This window comes from Streptomyces sp. NPDC002536, assembly GCF_053594995.1.
Map to the genome: position 1 here is coordinate 1 of NZ_JBSFWU010000055.1, position 15,926 is coordinate 15,926.

General features: G+C 73.2%; 16 protein-coding genes. 2 read left to right on the top strand and 14 right to left on the bottom strand.

The window, feature by feature from the left end; translation table 11 throughout:
- Positions 1-83 precede the first annotated feature (83 nt).
- The 10 genes from ACWD4B_RS20580 to ACWD4B_RS20625 form a co-directional block, all read right to left on the bottom strand.
- Entirely contained in the window at positions 84-737 is a 654-nt protein-coding gene (locus ACWD4B_RS20580; RefSeq protein ID WP_451422089.1) for an alpha/beta hydrolase, read from the bottom strand.
- Positions 734-1,942, bottom strand: a complete 1,209-nt coding sequence (kynU, locus tag ACWD4B_RS20585) for a kynureninase (protein ID WP_451422090.1) — start codon at positions 1,940-1,942, stop codon at positions 734-736. Before kynU ends, ACWD4B_RS20580 begins: the two co-directional genes overlap by 4 nt.
- The gene (locus ACWD4B_RS20590; protein ID WP_451422091.1) at positions 1,935-2,753 is read right to left on the bottom strand and encodes a tryptophan 2,3-dioxygenase family protein; all 819 of its coding nucleotides are present in this window, start codon (positions 2,751-2,753) and stop codon (positions 1,935-1,937) included. Before ACWD4B_RS20590 ends, kynU begins: the two co-directional genes overlap by 8 nt.
- 109 nt (positions 2,754-2,862) lie before the next feature.
- Positions 2,863-3,276, bottom strand: a complete 414-nt coding sequence (locus ACWD4B_RS20595; protein WP_336410165.1) for a DUF3151 domain-containing protein — start codon at positions 3,274-3,276, stop codon at positions 2,863-2,865.
- Positions 3,277-3,413: 137 nt separating this feature from the next.
- Positions 3,414-4,901 carry a DHA2 family efflux MFS transporter permease subunit gene (locus ACWD4B_RS20600; RefSeq protein WP_451422092.1) on the bottom strand — a complete coding sequence of 496 codons (1,488 nt, stop codon included), beginning with the start codon at positions 4,899-4,901 and terminating at the stop codon, positions 3,414-3,416.
- A gap of 92 nt (positions 4,902-4,993) precedes the next feature.
- Positions 4,994-6,016, bottom strand: coding sequence for a class II fructose-bisphosphate aldolase (gene fbaA / locus ACWD4B_RS20605; RefSeq protein WP_451422093.1), 1,023 nt, complete (start codon positions 6,014-6,016; stop codon positions 4,994-4,996).
- Positions 6,017-6,162: 146 nt separating this feature from the next.
- Entirely contained in the window at positions 6,163-6,708 is a 546-nt protein-coding gene (gene pyrE / locus ACWD4B_RS20610) for an orotate phosphoribosyltransferase (RefSeq protein WP_451422094.1), read from the bottom strand.
- A gap of 4 nt (positions 6,709-6,712) precedes the next feature.
- Positions 6,713-7,513, bottom strand: a complete 801-nt coding sequence (locus ACWD4B_RS20615; RefSeq protein ID WP_451422095.1) for an aldose epimerase family protein — start codon at positions 7,511-7,513, stop codon at positions 6,713-6,715.
- An 88-nt stretch (positions 7,514-7,601) separates the two neighbouring features.
- A complete protein-coding gene (locus ACWD4B_RS20620; protein WP_451422096.1) occupies positions 7,602-8,384 on the bottom strand; it encodes an SRPBCC domain-containing protein in 783 nt (260 codons plus the stop codon).
- Positions 8,385-8,482: 98 nt separating this feature from the next.
- Positions 8,483-9,133, bottom strand: a complete 651-nt coding sequence (locus ACWD4B_RS20625) for an NAD(P)-dependent oxidoreductase (RefSeq protein WP_451422097.1) — start codon at positions 9,131-9,133, stop codon at positions 8,483-8,485.
- A gap of 90 nt (positions 9,134-9,223) precedes the next feature.
- Here ACWD4B_RS20625 and ACWD4B_RS20630 point away from each other — a divergent pair, with 90 nt between their 5' ends.
- On the top strand, positions 9,224-10,198 hold the full coding sequence (locus tag ACWD4B_RS20630; RefSeq protein WP_451422098.1) for a helix-turn-helix domain-containing protein: 975 nt from the start codon (positions 9,224-9,226) through the stop codon (positions 10,196-10,198).
- Here the strand turns inward: ACWD4B_RS20630 and ACWD4B_RS20635 are convergent.
- The 3 genes from ACWD4B_RS20635 to ACWD4B_RS20645 form a co-directional block, all read right to left on the bottom strand.
- Complete coding sequence (locus ACWD4B_RS20635) at positions 10,113-11,669, bottom strand: polyamine aminopropyltransferase (protein ID WP_451422099.1); 1,557 nt, start codon at positions 11,667-11,669, stop codon at positions 10,113-10,115. The genes ACWD4B_RS20630 and ACWD4B_RS20635 overlap by 86 nt on opposite strands.
- A 155-nt stretch (positions 11,670-11,824) precedes the next feature.
- Positions 11,825-12,343 carry a DUF2617 family protein gene (locus tag ACWD4B_RS20640; RefSeq protein ID WP_336410174.1) on the bottom strand — a complete coding sequence of 173 codons (519 nt, stop codon included), beginning with the start codon at positions 12,341-12,343 and terminating at the stop codon, positions 11,825-11,827.
- 330 nt (positions 12,344-12,673) lie between these two features.
- Positions 12,674-13,843, bottom strand: coding sequence for an aminotransferase class I/II-fold pyridoxal phosphate-dependent enzyme (locus ACWD4B_RS20645; RefSeq protein ID WP_451422100.1), 1,170 nt, complete (start codon positions 13,841-13,843; stop codon positions 12,674-12,676).
- Between the two features lie 253 nt (positions 13,844-14,096).
- Between ACWD4B_RS20645 and ACWD4B_RS20650 the strand changes: the two genes are divergently transcribed.
- Complete coding sequence (locus ACWD4B_RS20650; RefSeq protein WP_451422101.1) at positions 14,097-15,308, top strand: hypothetical protein; 1,212 nt, start codon at positions 14,097-14,099, stop codon at positions 15,306-15,308.
- A gap of 25 nt (positions 15,309-15,333) precedes the next feature.
- Here ACWD4B_RS20650 and ACWD4B_RS20655 read toward each other — a convergent pair whose 3' ends face one another.
- Entirely contained in the window at positions 15,334-15,864 is a 531-nt protein-coding gene (locus ACWD4B_RS20655; RefSeq protein WP_451422102.1) for a YbjN domain-containing protein, read from the bottom strand.
- Positions 15,865-15,926: the final 62 nt, after the last annotated feature.

Here is a 15,926-nt window from a genome sequence, read left to right on the forward strand (position 1 = left end):
CACGGCCACCCTCACCGCACTGCAGCAGGCCAACCTCCTGCGCGGGCGCATCAGTTCCCCGCGCCCCTGACGGGGCGCCCCCCTTACGGGGCGCCCGTCACCGCCTTCAGCACCACCCCGCACGCCTCCGTCCCCGGCGTCACGGGGTCGAAATGACCGACCCCGGCCAACTCCCGCAGCACCGCGCCCGGTACGGCGCGTGCGTACCTCCGCGACAGTTCCACCGGAACGTCCTCATCGGCCGTGCCGTGCACCAGCGTCACGGCCGCCCGCGGCGCCGGCAGCCGTACCGGGTCGGCCTCCGGGCGGTAGCGGCCGCCCAGGAGTTCGTCCACGGCCCCGTCGCTCAGCGCGAGCGCCCGCGCCCGGGCCAGGTCCGCCACCGGTGCGACGGCGACCACGTGGTCCACCCCCGGCATCCGTGCCGCCGCCCACAGCGCGAGGTGGCCGCCCGCGGAGTGCCCGACCAGGACGTGCCGGGTCCCGGAAGCGGGGCCCACGATCTGCGCGACGTCGTCGAACGTCTCCGGCCAGCCCCCGCCCCCGCCCACCCGGCGGTACTCCGCGAGCGCCACCCGCGCGCCGAGCCCTGCGAGCGCCCGGGCCAGCGGCAGCAGGTACGTGCGGTCGTAGCGCTCGCGCCAGTAGCCGCCGTGCAGCAGCGTCACCCGGACCGGCGCGTCCGCGGGCCCGAGGAGGTCCACCACCTGGCTGGGGTGCGGGCCGTACGCGATCACGCGCCCACCACCCCGGCCAGCAGCCGCGCCGCGCGTTCCGTGTCGGCGAAGCCGACGTAGAGCGGCGCGAAGCCGAAGCGCAGGACGTCGGGCGGGCGGAAGTCGCCCACCACGCCCCGCCGGACGAGCTCCGCCACGGTCTCCCGCCCGTCCCCCGAAGCCGTCCGCAACGACACCTGGCTGCCCCGCTCCCCGTGCGCCGCCGGCGTCACCGGCGTCACCGCGCCCGGCGCATACGCCGCCACGCAGCGCAGGAAGAAGTCCGTCAGGGCCAGGCTCTTCGCCCGGACCGCGGCGAGGTCCACGCCGTCCCAGACGTCGAGCGCCGCGTCGAGCGCCAGCAGCGAGAGGATCTCCGGCGTCCCGACCCGGCCCCGGACCGCGCCGTCCGCGGGGCGGTAGGCGGGAGACATGCCGAAGGGGTCGGCGTGGGAGTTCCAGCCGGGCAGCGGCGAGTCGAAGCGGGGCTGGAGGTCCCGGCGCACGTGGAGGAAGGCGGGCGCGCCGGGGCCGCCGTTGAGGTACTTGTACGTGCAGCCGACCGCGAAGTCCACGTCGTGCGCGTCGAGTTCGACGGGCAGTGCGCCCGCACTGTGGCACAGGTCCCACACCACGCGGGCGCCGGCCGCCCGGACCGCGGCCGTCGTGCCGGGCAGGTCGTGCAACCGCCCGGTGCGGTAGTCGACATGGTTGACCAGTGCGACGGCCGTGTGCGGCCCGGCGGCGCCCGCGAGTTCCGCGGCGGGCACGGCGCGGATCCGGCAGCCCGTCATCCGGGCCGCGGACTCCGCGATGTAGCCGTCCGTCGGGAACGTCGCCGCGTCGACGAGCACCTCGTCACGGCCTCGGCCGCCACCGGGAACGGACCGCACCGCCGCCACAACCGCCTTGAAGACGTTGACGCTTGTCGAGTCGCCGGCCACCACCTGCCCGGGCGCGGCCCCGATCAGCCGGCCGATCCGGTCGCCGACCCGTTCGGGCGCAGTCCACCAGGCGGACTCGTCCCAGGAGCGGATGCGCAGCCGCCCCCACTCCCGCTCGACGACGTCCGACAGGCGCGCGGGGACGGCCCGGGGCAGGGCGCCCAGCGAGTTGCCGTCGAGGTAGACGGCGTCGTCCAGCACGAACTCGGCACGCTTGGCGCGCAGTTCGTCGGCGGCGTCGAGGGCGGCCGCCTCGTCCGAAAGACCGGATGCGTCAGACACGGCTGCGCGCCGTCCACAGCTCGGGGAAGACGCTCTTCGCGGCCCGCTTCTCCAGCCAGGCCACCCCCGGCGAACCGCCGGTGCCCGTCTTCGCCCCCATCGCTCTTCTCGTGGCGACGAGATGGTCGTTGCGCCAGCGCCATACCAGTTCCGCGACCTCCGTCAGCGCCTCGCCCAGGCGGCACTCGTCGCTGTTCTGGTCACCGGCGTAGATGCGCTGCCAGACCCGCTCCACCGCGGGATCGCCCGTGTACCGCTCGGCGACGTCCCGGCCGAGCACGGACACGGGTATCGCGTACCCCTGGCGGGCGAGGTACCGCAGCACCTCGTCGTAGAGGCTCGGCGCGTGCAACGCCCGCTCCAGCTCGGCGTGGACGTGCGGGGCGCCGCGGTGCGGGAGGAGCAGGGAGGCCGACTTGTCGCCGAGCAGGAACTCCATGCGCCGGTGCATCGCCGACTGGAACCCGGAGGCCTCGCCCAGCGCGGAACGGTAGGAGTTGAACTGGGCCGGCGTCAGGTGCGCCACCGGCTCCCAGGACGCGTTGAGGGAGGCGAGTTCGTAGGTGGAGCGCTTGAGCGCCGCCATCGCCACGGGGAGCTCGTCGCGGCGCAGCGCGCGCGAGGCGGTCTCCCACTCGTGGACGAGGACGGTGAACCACAGCTCCATGACCTGGGTGGTCACGAGGAAGACCATTTCCCCGGGGTCGTCGGAGAGGGGTTCCTGGAGCCGGCTGAGCACGGAGGCCCGTACGTAGTCCTCGTACGGGGTGGTGCCGGCGAAGTCGAGGTTGGGGGTGCGGTTCTGGGTCACGACGCCCTCCACTGGCGGGGGTTCACCGGGTGGTCACGCCGGGATCATCCGTGCCGGTGAAGCCCTGCGGCAAGGGGCCGTACGCGGCCCCTTGCCGAGGGAGGGCGGCTCAGCCGAGGGTGTTGGCGGCCGTCGGGGAGCTGTCCCGCAGGAACGTCGAGCAGCGCTCGTACTCCTCCTGCTCGCCGATCGCCTGCGCGGCGCGCGCGAGGGCGTGCAGGGCACGCAGGAAGCCGCGGTTGGGCTCGTGCTCGAACGGCACCGGGCCGTGGCCCTTCCAGCCGCTGCGGCGCAGCGCGTCGAGGCCGCGGTGGTAGCCGGTGCGGGCGTACGCGTACGACTCGACGGTGCGGCCGGCCTCGAACGCGTCGTCCGCGAGCTGCGCCCAGGCGAGCGAGGACGCCGGGTACTTGGCGGCGACCTCGGCGGGCGCGGCCCCGGAGGCGAGCAGCTCACGCGGCTCGGGATCGTCGGGCAGATGGGTCGGGGGCGGTCCCCCGAGCAGGTTCTCGTGAATGGCCATGACCTCCAGTCTGCCGCAGACCGAGCCCCATCAGGGGCGCGAGGAACTGCGCGATCAGCCACAACCGGCCCGCAGTCGACAACGCGCCCCGAAGGGGCGCGGGGAACTGCGCGAGCAACCACCCACGACCCGCAGGTTCACACGTCCCCAGGATCCAACGGCGGCGAGGAAACGCCGCAGTGATACGTGCACTCCGGATGGCACGGCGCCCCCGGCCCCACCGCCGGCTCGGCCGCAGGCCGAACCGTGGCCCAGGCCAGCACGGCGGCCAGCACCAACGACCCCGCGCAAAGAACCATGGCGGTGTCGAACGCCCCCGAGAACGCCACGGGGTCCCGATACGTGTCCGCCCCCATCCCCGCGGCAAGCGGAAGGGCCGCCACCGCGATCAGCCCCGCGGCCCGCGCCGCCGCGTTGTTGATGCCGCTGGCCAGCCCGGCCCGCGCCACGTCCACCGAGGCCAGCACGGTGGACGTCAGCGGCGCGACCAGCACCACCATGCCCAGCCCGAGCACGACGAGCGCCGGGAGCACGTCCCGCCAGTACACGGCCCCCGCCCCGGCCCGCGTCATCAGCAGCATCCCCGCCGCGCAGAGCAGCGGCCCCACCGTCAGCGGGATGCGCGGGCCGATGTCCTGCGCGACCTTCCCGGACCGGGCGGACAGCAGCAGCATCAGTACGGTCGTGGGCAGCAGCGCCGTGCCCGCCGCGAGGGCGGACCAGCCGGCGACCACCTGGAGCTGGAGCACGGCGAGGAAGAAGAAGCCGCTGAAGGCCGCGTAGACGAACACGGTGACGCCGTTGACGGCCGAGAACATCCGGACCGAGAAGATCCCGGGCGGCAGCATCGGATCGGCCCGCCGCGACTCCACGTACACGAACGCGGCGGCCAGCAGCAGCCCGCCCACCGCGGGGACGACGACCTGCGGCGATGCGCCCTTCTCCGGCGCCGCGATCAGCGCGTACGTGACCGCGCCCAGCGCGAGCGCCCCCAGCACCGCACCGAGCACGTCGAACCGCCCGCGGGCCCCGGGGGCCCGCGTCTCGGGCACGTACCGCAGCGCGACCGGCACGCACACGGCCGCCACCGGCAGGTTGATCAGGAACACCCAGCGCCAGCCCGGCCCGTCCACCAGCCAGCCGCCGACGAACGGCCCGACCGCCGCGGCCACCCCGCCCAGCCCGGACCAGGCGCCCACGGCCGCGGCCCGGTCGTCCTCGTGGAAGACCGCCTGGATCAGCGCCAGCGACCCCGGCGTGAGCAGCGCCCCGCCGATGCCCTGCAGCGCCCGCGCCGCGATCAGCACCCCGGCGTCCGGGGCGATCCCGCACAGCAGCGAGGCGAGCGCGAACCACACCACGCCGACGACGAACACCCGCCGCCGCCCGAACCGGTCCCCCAGCGCCCCGCCCAGCAGGATCAGCCCGGCGAGGGTGAGCATGTAGGCGTTGACGGTCCACTGCAGCACGGCAAGGCTCGCGTGCAGGTCCCGCCCGATGTGCGGCAGCGCCACGTTGACCACGGTGCTGTCGAGCATGGCCATGCCGGAACCGAGCACGGTGGTCAGCACGACGGCACGCCCCACGCGGGTGCCGAGCCGGACGGCGGGGAGCGGATCGCTCATGCCCGGATCATCCCGCGCCCGGACCCGTACGGCCACGCGAAGGGGCCCGGTACGCCGTCGGCGTACCGGGCCCCTTCCGAAGCCGCTGTGGGCTACTTCAGCTTGGTGCCGGTGGAGCGCAGGTCGGCGCACGCCCGGGTGACGCGCTCGGCCATGCTCGCCTCGGCCAGCTTGCCCCAGGTGCGCGGGTCGTAGGCCTTCTTGTTGCCGACCTCGCCGTCGACCTTCAGGACGCCGTCGTAGTTGGCGAACATGTGGGCCGCGACCGGGCGGGTGAAGGCGTACTGGGTGTCGGTGTCGAGGTTCATCTTCACGACGCCGTTCTCCAGCGCGGTGGCGATCTCCTCCGCCGTGGAGCCGGAGCCGCCGTGGAAGACGAAGTCGAACGGGTCCTGCTTGCCGAAGCGCTCGGCGACACCCTGCTGCAGGTCCTTGAGCAGCTCGGGGCGGAGGACGACGTTGCCCGGCTTGTAGACGCCGTGGACGTTGCCGAAGGAGGCGGCCAGCAGGTAGCGGCCCTTCTCGCCCAGGCCCAGGGCCTCGGCGGTGCGGAGCGCGTCGTCGACGGAGGTGTAGAGCTCGTCGTTGATCTCGTGGCTGACGCCGTCCTCCTCGCCGCCGGTCGGGGTGATCTCGACCTCAAGGATGATCTTGGCGGCGGCGGCCTTGGCGAGCAGCTCCTGGCCGATGGCCAGGTTGTCGGCGAGGGTCTCGGCCGAGCCGTCCCACATGTGGGACTGGAAGAGCGGGTTCTCGCCCTTGGCGACGCGCTCCGCGGAGATGTCAATCAGCGGGCGGACGTAGCCGTCCAGCTTGTCCTTGGGGCAGTGGTCGGTGTGCAGCGCGATGTTCACCGGGTACTTCTTGGCGACGACGTGCGCGAACTCGGCGAGCGCCACGGAGCCCGAGACCATGTCCTTGCTGTACTGGCCGCCCAGGAACTCGGCACCGCCGGTGGACATCTGGATGATGCCGTCGCTCTCCGCCTCGGCGAAACCGCGCAGGGCGGCGTGCAGAGTCTGCGTCGAGGTCACGTTGATGGCCGGGTAGGCGAACTTGCCTGCCTTCGCCCGGTCGAGCATCTCGTTGTAGACCTCGGGGGTTGCGATGGGCATCTGTCCGCTCCTTGGGGGTGTTACGGGTAAGGGGGCGACGGTCATCGTCGCCCCCATCTTCCCAGACTCCTCGAATTACTCCACATGAACCCCACCCCGCTCATGTGAGCGGGGTGGGGTTTCACGTGAAACATCGAGGCGGAATGTCAGGAGAGGTCCAGATCGCCCAGCGTGTAACCGGTGATGTAGCGCAGCCCGGCACCCTCGATCGCGGACTCGGCCCCGCGGTCGACGATCGTCGCCACGGCCACGACCTCGGCACCGGCCTCGCGGGCCGCCTCGACGGCGGTCAGCGGGGAGCCGCCGGTGGTCGAGGTGTCCTCGACCACCAGGACGCGGCGGCCCTTGATGTCCGGGCCCTCGATGCGGCGCTGCATGCCGTGCGTCTTCTGCGCCTTGCGCACGACGAAGGCGTCCAGCGTGCGGCCGCGGGCGGCGGCGGCGTGCAGCATCGCGGAGGCGACCGGGTCCGCGCCGAGCGTGAGCCCGCCGACCGCGTCGAACTCCAGCTCGGCGGTGGCATCCAGCATCACCTGGCCGACCAGGGGCGCGGCCTCGGCGTCCAGGGTGATCCGGCGCAGGTCGATGTAGTAGTCGGCCTCCTTGCCGGAGGAGAGGGTCACCTTGCCGTGGACGACGGCCTTGTCCTTGATCTGCTGCAGCAGGGCGTCACGCGCGTTGGTCATGGCCATGAGCTTAGGCCAGGCTCCGCCAGGTCCACGTGGTGGAGACTTCGAGGGGGTCGATCGGCGTGACCAGGCGCGGCAGGGTGTTGAGCCCGTTCGGCGGCCCGCTCTGCGGCTCCACGCAGACGGCCTCCGACTGCTCGTCGTAGACCACGACCCACTCGGCACGGCTGGTGACCTTCAGCTCCAGCGCGCCGGGCCAGGTGAGGGTGACGTCGACGCCGTCCGGCATCCCGAAGCAGTCGTCCCAGGGGCCCGGGAGCGGGTCGATGCGCTCGCCGGTGGGCAGGTGGTCCGCGCCGCGCTCCTCCTGCCAGGAGGGCCGGAAGCCGATCTCCACGTCCTTGCCGGTGCCCAGGTTGCGCAGGAACCAGGGGTGCCAGCCGGCCTGCGCCGGGAACGAGTCGGCGGCGGCCTCGACGCCCATGGTGAGGGTCAGGGAATCCGCACCGAGCTCCACCAACTGGGTGACGCGGCCGGGGTACGGCCAGGGGTCCGTCAGGTCGAAGGTGAACGCCGCGGACGTCCCGTCGGCGCGGGCGGTGGTCCAGGCGGTGTCCCGCCCGGTGCCGTGGATGGCGTGCGGCGGGGAGTTGACCGGCATCTGGTGGAGGTCGCCGCCGTTGCGGAAGCGGCCTTCGGCGATGCGGCCGCACCAGGGCACCATCGGGAAGGCGCCGTACTTTGCTCCTTGGCGGAGCAGTTCGATGCCGTCGACGGTGATGCTGCTGATCCGGCATCCGTTGCCGGAGTCCACGGTCACCGCGGCGTTGCCGTGTGCGAGTCGCACGGTCTGCTCGTTGCTTGTCACAACCCCGACGATACGGCTGATCTTGCGTCAGTTGCGGCGAGTTCGGCACCACCCGTGTCCGGCGGATCTTCGCGCCCCTTACGGGGCCCTACCGCCGGCGCCGCAGTACCCGTCCCACCGCCACCGCCGATGCGAGGGCGACGGCGGCGGCGGGGACGGCCCAGCGGAGGGCTGCCGTGCCCGTGGTGGTCTCGGGTGCGGGGACCGGCGCATAGCGGCCCCGCGGCGGCGCGTGGTCGACCTCCTCCGCGCTGCGGCCGATCATCGTGCGGCGCGCGTGCGCCGCCTCGGCCGCCGGCTCGTCGCCCTCCAGAGCCTCCTCGATGACCGCCTCCAGAGCCGCGCCCTCCAGCTCCTCGGCGTCGAGCTCCTCGTCCGCGTCCGCCGCCGGGTCCAGCGAGGACGGCGGGACCTCCGCGTCGAACACGGTGCCGGCGTCCTCCCGCAGTTCCTCCGCCAGTGCGGCGGCGAAGCGGTCCAGCAGCCGGCGCCCCGCGGACTCCGCGGTCCTCGGGTCGAAGTCGGCCAGCCGCCCGGCACCGCCGACGGTTCCGGTGCACGTCAGCCGGGTGCCGCCCGGCGTCTCCTCGGGCACCGCGCTCAGCGCGAGCGTCACCGTTCCGGAGCCCCGCGCCTCCGTGCCCTCGCCCGACAGTTCGTAGGCGCCGTCGTGCTCGGTGAGCCGCAGCGCGCCCCGGTAGGTGATGGTGGAGCCGCCGATGCGCAGCCGCAGCCGCCCGGCGAGAGGCGTTCCGGAGGCGTCCGCCGCGTCCTGTTGCAGGCCCGGGATGCAGCGGGCCACGCGCGCGGGGTCGGAGAGGGCCCGGCGGACCGCACCGACGGGAAACGGAACGAACACCTCGTGCTCCATAACCAGCGAGCCTACCCACCGGACCCGTCAGTGGTGCCTTCCCGGTCGAATCCTGTCGAACTTTCCGTCAGAAACCGACCAACCACCGGCCCGGAGTCTCACGCTCCGACCGTGAAACGCTCACCGATGTGGTTCGCCTCCTCGATCTCGTCGACGAGGGCCACCGCGTAGTCCTCGGCGGAGATCCGGCTGGTGCCGTCGGCGTCCACGATCAGGTCGTCGAGGGCGGTGCGGTAGGTGCCGGTGCGCTCGCCGGGCGCGATCTGGGCGGCGGGGCTGAGGTTGGTCCAGCGGACGTCGTCGACGGACCGGTAGAAGTCCAGCGCGTCGCCGTGCGCGTGCATGATCTGCAGCAGGAACTCGGGCAGCCCCTCGGCGTCCCACACCTGCTTGCCGTCGGGCGTGCGCAGCGACCCGGCGCCGCCGACGGCGATCAGCCGCGGGGCCTGCCCGCCGAGCGGACGCAGGCCCGCCACCAGGGACTTGGCGGCCGGCGCGATGGTGGCGACGTGACCGGGGCCGTCACCGCCGCCGACGGCGCTGACGACGACGTCCTGGCCCTCGGCGACGGCCGTCACCGAGGCGGGGTCGAGGACGTCACCGGTGGCGACCGTGAGGTTCGGGTGCTGCTCGGTGAGCTTCCTGGGGTCACGGACCACGGCCGTGACGTGGTGGCCACGGTCCAGGGCCTCGCGCAGCACACGGCTGCCGATGGTGCCGGTGGCGCCGAAGAGTGCGATCTTGGCCATGGGGAGTCTCCTCCAGGGGGACGGGAGTTGTATGTGAGAACCACGCTACGAGTGGGGTCCGGCCCCGGCCAGGTAGGCTCGCGTCCCGTCATGGTGAAAAAGCGACACGACGCACCGGAGATCCTGGACCTCGTCTACCGGGCCCCGCCGGGCACCCCGGCCGGCGTCGAGGTCCTCACGCTCGCCGCACTCCGCGCCCAGGCGCCGGAGGGCATGCTGCTCGCACCCCAGCGGCTGGACTTCCACCAGATCATCGCCGTCGAGTCCGGGTCCACCGTGCACACCGTGGACTTCACCGGCCACCGCCTGCGGGCGGGTTCGGTGCTGTGGGTACGTCCGGGTCAGGTGCAGCAGCACGGCGACGTATCGGCCATCGAGGGCACGGTGATCCTCGTCCAGCCGGGCTTCCTGCCGCCCGGCACGGCGGTCGCGGCGGTCGCCGACGACCCCTTCCGCCCTGTGCTGCTCCACCCGGAGGGCGACGACCGCGAGGCGGTCTTCTGCGCGGTGCGGCACCTGGCCGCCGACTACCGGACCGGAGCCGGGCTGCCCGCCTGCGTGCACGGCGAGATCCTGCGGCACCTGCTGTCCGCCCTGGTGCTGCGGCTGGACGGGATCGCCGCCCCGGAGGGCGGTGCCGCGCCCGCGCCCGCCGACGCCTTCGTGCGCTTCCGGGCGGCGGTGGAGCGCGACTTCGCGCGCAACCACCGCGTCGCCGACTATGCGCAGGCCCTCGGCTACTCCCCCCGCACCCTCGCCCGGGCGACGCTGGCCGCGGCCGGGGTGGGGGCCAAGGAGTTCGTCGACCGGCGCGTGATGCTGGAGGCCAAGCGGCTGCTCGCGCACAGCGGGCTGCCCGCGGTGCGGATCGCCGGGCGGCTGGGCTTCGACGACGCCGCCAACTTCGCCAAGTTCTTCCAGCACCGCGAAGGCCTCGCCCCGGGCGCCTTCCGTGCGGCCCTGCGCGGGCCCGGGCCCGTCATTCCCCGTAGCGCGGGTGCATCAGGGTCGACGGCAGCAGCCCCGCCTCCTTCCTGCGCACCTCGGCGGTCCCGTCCGCGCTGAGCAGCTCCGGCGTCAGCGAGCGCAGGTACGGCCGCACGTCCGGCAGCCGCAGTCGGACCGGGAGGCGGGAGGCGAGCGCGAAGCCCCAGTCCTCGCTGCGGCCGCCGTGCGGGAGCCCGGCGGCGACCCGGTAGGGCACGGTCCGCAGGCCCACGGACCGGACCGTGGCGTCCACGGTCCAGAAGGTGTGCGGGCGCGCCTCGGGGGCGCCCCCGTGGACCACGAGGCGCCCGTCGGGTGCGAGGGCGCGCGCCACGAGTCCGTAGAACTCCTGGGAGTACAGCTTGGCGTTGGGCGTGACGTCGGGATCCGGCAGGTCGGAGACGACGACGTCGTACGGCACGTCGGTGTCGCGCCGGGCGCGCAGCCAGTCGAAGGCGTCGGCGGCCTCGACCCGGACCCGCGGGTCGCGGTAGGCGCCCTGGTTGAGGGCGACGAGGCCGGGATCGGTGCGGGCCAGCCGGAGTTCGGCCGTGTCGGGCTCGACGACGGTCACGTCCTCCACGTCCGCGTAGCGCAGCACCTCGCGCAGGGCGAGCCCGTCGCCGCCGCCGAGGACCAGGACGTTGCGGTGCGGCCCCTCCATGGCGGGGTGGACGAGAGCCTCCTGGTAGCGGGAGGCGTCGCCGCCGCCGGCCCGCAGCCGCCCGTCCAGGAAGAGCGCGGCCGGCTGCCCGCCGGGGCCGCCGCCGGTGAGCACCACGTCCTGGACGCCGGTGTGCACGGCGACCCGGACGTCCGCGCCGTACACGGCCTGCAGGGCGGCCTTCTCGAACGGGCCGGTGAGCACCGAGCCGGCCGCGAGCAGCAGCAGGACCAGGACGTTGGCGGCGATGAGCGACCAGCGCGCCCGCGCGGTGAGATCGCCGCGGAAGAGCCACAGCACCAGCGCCCCGCCGGCCACCGCATTGACGGCACCGGTCAGCAGCGCGCCCGACAACTGGCCCAGGACCGGCAGCAGCAGGAAGGGGAAGGCGAGCCCGCCGACCAGCGCGCCCACGTAGTCCGCGGCGAACAGGTCGGCGACCGCACCGCCCGCGTCCTGGCGGCGGATCCGCTGGATGAGCGTCATCAGCAGCGGCACCTCGGCGCCGATCAGCACCCCGATGGCCAGCGAGAAACCCACCAGGGCGGGTTTCGCCTGCCCGTACCAGGCGAAGCACGCGTGCAGGGCCATCGCCGAGAGGCCGCCCGTCAGGGCGAGCCCCGCCTCCACGGCACCGAAGCCGAAGGCCGCGCGGCAGCGCAGCCGTTTGGCGAGCAGGGAGCCGATCCCCATGGCGAAGACCATCACCGACAGCACGACGGAGGCCTGGGTGACGGAGTCGCCGGTCAAGTACGAGGCCAGGGCGACCAGTTCCAGCTCGTACACCAGCCCGCAGGCCGCGCAGACGAAGACCGTGGACAGGACGAGGAAACGGCCGAGCCCGGCCGGTACGGGCAGCCGCGCTGGTACCGGGCGGTAGATCATGCGGGAACGCTACGTCACGGGCGGGCGCCTCCCTGTCACCCACACGGGTTCAATCGTGGGATGCCGGGTTTCCCCGGGAACCACACCCAGGGGGCAACGGCGCCACACCCAGGGGGCAATGAGGGGCAAAGCACCGGCAGCGGAGTGCGCCGCCGTCACAGCGGGGCGGGCAGCCGCACGCCCACCCGGGTGCGGGTGGCCACCAGCCGCCCCTCCTGCGGATAGGCGTGCCAGGTGCGCCAGCTGACCTGGCCGTCGCGGCGCTGGGCGAGCAGTGCCGTGAAGGCGTGGGGGCTGCCGGGAAACGTTCCCGCCAGCCCCTGGGGATGCTCGGCGACCAGCGCCAGCAGCTCTTGTGCGCGTCCTGCGAAGGAACAGCGCGAGAGCGTCTCGACGCGTGCCGCGAATTCGTACTCCCATGCCCCCACCCGTTTGGCGACGCCGAGCGGCAATGGGGTGCTGCTGCCGGCTATGCAGGCCACCGTCTCCGAGCAGACGCCGCCCTCCTCCTCCAGCAGGACCTGATGGGACGCGCCGAGCAGCCGCAACTGCACGAAGGACGCTTCGAGTCGGAGGTCGAGCACCGCCAGCGCCGGGAGGGGATCCTTCCCCAGGCACCAGGCGAGATCGGCGGCTCGGGTGTCGGTATAGGTGGTCTTGAGCGTCGTGAGCATGGGGTCGGCTCCGCGAGCGAGCAGTGAGGGTGGGCCGGCCCGCCCCGAGGAGGACCAGATTCCTTTTCGGTGCACCGGCTCATGCCCACAGGGGTTCCTTGGCCCGGGCCTTCGATTCCGGTGGAACCGTGAATCCAGCCCGGGAGGGAGAGGCAATCATGAATGACCGGCGCCCACAGCCTTTTTACCCATCATCTGCATCTTTCCATACCCGTGAGGGCCGGATAGTTCACTTGTTCAACAGCACGGCGCCCGGCGGATGTTCGAGTTCCGCCGGGCGCATATGCGGGCAGCCATGGGCCGCTTGCACATCCACTGCACATCCACGAATCAGACGGCGCGGACCAGCTTCTCCACCGCATCCCGCACCGAGTTCTCCAGCTTGCAGAAGGAGAAACGCACCAGATAGGACGGGGCGTCGGGGCGCACATGGAAGGCGGAGGTGGGAATGGCCACCACCCCGGCGCGCGAAGGGAGTTCACGGCAGAAACGCACGCCGTCCGAGTGCCCCCATGCGCGGATGTCCGCCTGCACGAAATATCCGGCGTCCGCGCGATAGGGGCGCAGCCCGGCGCGTTCGAGTCCTTCGCTCAGCAGGTCCCGGTTGCGCCGCAGCGTGAGCCGCAGTCCGGCCGCCCACGCCTCCACGCCCCCCAGCGCCCGCGCGAGCGCCTCCTGGTAGGGCGTTCCGGAGGCATAGGTCAGGAACTGCTTCGCCGCGGCGACCGCCGCCACCAGATGGGCCGGTCCGCAGACCCAGCCGACCTTCCAGCCCGTGACGTTGAAGGTCTTGCCGGCCGAGGAGATGACCAGCGTCCGCTCGCGCATGTCCGGCAGCGCGGCGATCGTCCGGTGCCCGAGCGCCTCGTCGTACACCAGGTGTTCGTAGACCTCGTCCGTCACCACCGTCAGATCGTGCTCCCGGCACACCTCGGCGACGGCCGCCAGCTCCTCGCCGGTGAACACCTTGCCCGTGGGGTTGTGCGGGGTGTTGAGGATCAGCACCCGGGTGCGCGGGGTGACGGCGGCGCGCAGCGCATCCACGTCCAGGGCAAAGGACTTGCCGTCCTCGGCGAGGGGCACGCCCACCAGCGTCGCCCCCGCGAACCGGACGACCGCCGGGTAGGCGTCGTAGCACGGGTCGAAGGCCAGCACCTCGTCGCCGGGGTCGCACAGGCCCAGCAGCGCCGCGGCGATCGCCTCGGTGGCCCCGGTGGTCACCAGCACCTCGTCCTGCGGGTCGTACGCGACCCCGTGGCGCCGCAGCCGGTGCGCGGCCACCGCCTCGCGCAGGACGGGGAAGCCGTGCGCGGGCGGGTACTGGTTGCGGCCCGCGAGCACCGCCGCCGCCACCTCGTCCAGCAGCCCCTGCGGCCCGGCCAGCTCGGGCACCCCCTGGCCCAGGTTGACCGCTCCCGTGCTGCGCGCCAGCTCCGTCATCTCCGTGAAGACGGAGGTCCCGAGCCCCCGCACCCGCGCCGCCGGATTCCAGTTGTCCATGCGCCCTCCCTCGACGTGATCAGCCCACCTTAGGGGGGAGGCGCCCCGCCAGGGGCGCGGGGCTGTGCTCGTCATGCGGCTCCGCCGCGTGGGCGCGAGCAACCACATCCGACCCGCACCCGCCATGCGCCCGAGCGGGTGGAAGCAGCACGGCTGCACGGGCGTTCCTGCCCGCCCGCGCGAAGCGCACCCCGCAGGGCCGGGGATGGTCGGTACGCCCGTATGCCTTTCACCCGCACCGGAGGTGTGCCCCGTGTCCGCCGACACCGCCGCCGTGCCCGTACGCGCCCCCGAGCCGCGCCGCGCCCCCGGCGCCGGGCCGGACCGGCGGGTGGAGCGGGTGCGCGAGGCGCTGCGCAGGGCCCTGCCCGCGCTCGGGCTCTACGCGGCCGCCCGGCTGACCGGGATGACGGTGATGGCCGCCTGGGCCTGGTGGATCGGCAAGCACCCGCGCACGCTGCTCGGGTACCTGTGGGACGGCATCTGGTACGCGGGCATCGCCCGCCACGGCTACGGGACGGTCGTGCCGTCCCCCACCTCCCCCGGCGTGATCTTCAACGACCTGGCGTTCTTCCCGCTCTTCCCCGGCCTGGTCAAGGCCCTCACCACGGTCCTGCCGCTCACCGTCGTCACCGCCGGGCTGCTGGTCGCCTGGGCCTCCGCGGGCGCCGCGGCCTGGGGCGTCTACGCGGTCGGCGAGCGGCTGCACGGGCGCCGCACGGCCACCCTGCTGGTGCTCCTGTGGGGCCTGCAGCCGCACGCGATCGTGCAGACCATGGCCTACACCGAGTCGCTGATGACCGCGCTGTGCGCCTGGGCCCTCTACGCCCTGATCACCGGACGCCGGGTGTGGGCCGGGGCGCTGGCCCTGCTCGCCGGGCTGTCCCGGCCCAACGCCGTCGCGGTCGCCGCCGCCGTCTGCTGCTCCGCGGCCGTCGCCCTGTGCCGGGACCGCCGCGCCCGCACCGACTGGCGCGTCTGGACGGGCGCCGCGCTGGCACCGCTGGGCTGGGGCGGCTACGTGCTGTGGGTCGGGGTGCACTCTGGGCGCGGGCCGCTCGGCTACTTCGAGGTGCAGCGGCTGTGGGGGTCGCGCTTCGACTTCGGGCGCAACGCGCTGGGGTTCGTCCGCCACCTGATCGTCGGCCGCGACTGCCTGGCCTACTACATGGCCCTGGCCACCCTGGTGATCGCACTGGCGGCGCTGGTCTACCTGCTCGTCGACCGCCCGCCGGCCGCCCTGCTGGTCTACGTCCTCGTACTCGCCGTGATCGCGGTCGGCGGCTCCAGCTACTTCGCCTCCAAGCCGCGCTTCCTGCTGCCGGCCTTCCCGCTGCTGCTCCCGGCGGCCCTGGCCATGACGAGAGCCCGGCGGCGCACCGTCGTCGTGACGGCGAGTGCGCTGGCCGGGCTCTCGTTCTTCTACGGGACCTACCTGCTGACCGTGGCCCGCATCCCCATGTGAGCGGGGACGGGCCGCGGGACGGGTGTCAGGCCTCGTCGTCGGGCTTCTCGCCGTCGTCGGACTCGGCGTCGGCCTCCAGGCCGAGCTGCTCGACGAGCCAGCGGTCGAACTCGATGGAGGCCCGCACCCAGCTGACCGTGCTGGAGACGAAGTGCTCCAGCGAGACGCCGACGCCGATCAGCATCTGCGCCTCGCCGATGAGGCGGACGGTGCCGTCGTCATTGGTGTGGGTGTAGACCTTCGGCCACAGGGTGCGGCGGTTCCAGTCGTCGATGGCCTCGAGGAGACGGCCCTTCTCCTCGATGGCGTGCGGCCGGTCGTAGAACGTCCGCACGGAGAAGACCTGCTGCTCCTCCTCGCCGCGGAACATGAAGTACGTGCGGAAGAGCTCCCACGGCGCGGCGAGGTCACCCTCGTCGTCGACGACGTACTTCAGCTCCATCTGCTCCAGGAGCTGCTTGACCAGGTCCTGGTCGGGGACGACGGGGCCGGCCGGGCCCTCGTGCGGTTCGGGCTGGCCCCCGAAATTCGGAATCGAGGACGGGTCGATGCTCACCGTGATTTTCCCTTCATGCGGATAAGAGTCATCCTCCCCCATGCCCGGCGGTCGCTGGCAAC

Excerpts from the sequence above, each read along its gene's own strand:
- ACWD4B_RS20620 (WP_451422096.1), bottom strand. The coding sequence starts at position 8,384 with ATGGAGCACGAGGTGTTCGTTCCGTTTCCCGTCGGTGCGGTCCGCCGG.
- ACWD4B_RS20635 (WP_451422099.1), bottom strand. The coding sequence starts at position 11,669 with ATGATCTACCGCCCGGTACCAGCGCGGCTGCCCGTACCGGCCGGGCTC.
- ACWD4B_RS20640 (WP_336410174.1), bottom strand. The coding sequence starts at position 12,343 with ATGCTCACGACGCTCAAGACCACCTATACCGACACCCGAGCCGCCGAT.
- ACWD4B_RS20600 (WP_451422092.1), bottom strand. The coding sequence starts at position 4,901 with ATGAGCGATCCGCTCCCCGCCGTCCGGCTCGGCACCCGCGTGGGGCGT.
- ACWD4B_RS20645 (WP_451422100.1), bottom strand. The coding sequence starts at position 13,843 with ATGGACAACTGGAATCCGGCGGCGCGGGTGCGGGGGCTCGGGACCTCC.
- fbaA (WP_451422093.1), bottom strand. The coding sequence starts at position 6,016 with ATGCCCATCGCAACCCCCGAGGTCTACAACGAGATGCTCGACCGGGCG.
- ACWD4B_RS20630 (WP_451422098.1), top strand. The coding sequence starts at position 9,224 with ATGGTGAAAAAGCGACACGACGCACCGGAGATCCTGGACCTCGTCTAC.
- ACWD4B_RS20625 (WP_451422097.1), bottom strand. The coding sequence starts at position 9,133 with ATGGCCAAGATCGCACTCTTCGGCGCCACCGGCACCATCGGCAGCCGT.
- ACWD4B_RS20595 (WP_336410165.1), bottom strand. The coding sequence starts at position 3,276 with ATGGCCATTCACGAGAACCTGCTCGGGGGACCGCCCCCGACCCATCTG.
- pyrE (WP_451422094.1), bottom strand. The coding sequence starts at position 6,708 with ATGGCCATGACCAACGCGCGTGACGCCCTGCTGCAGCAGATCAAGGAC.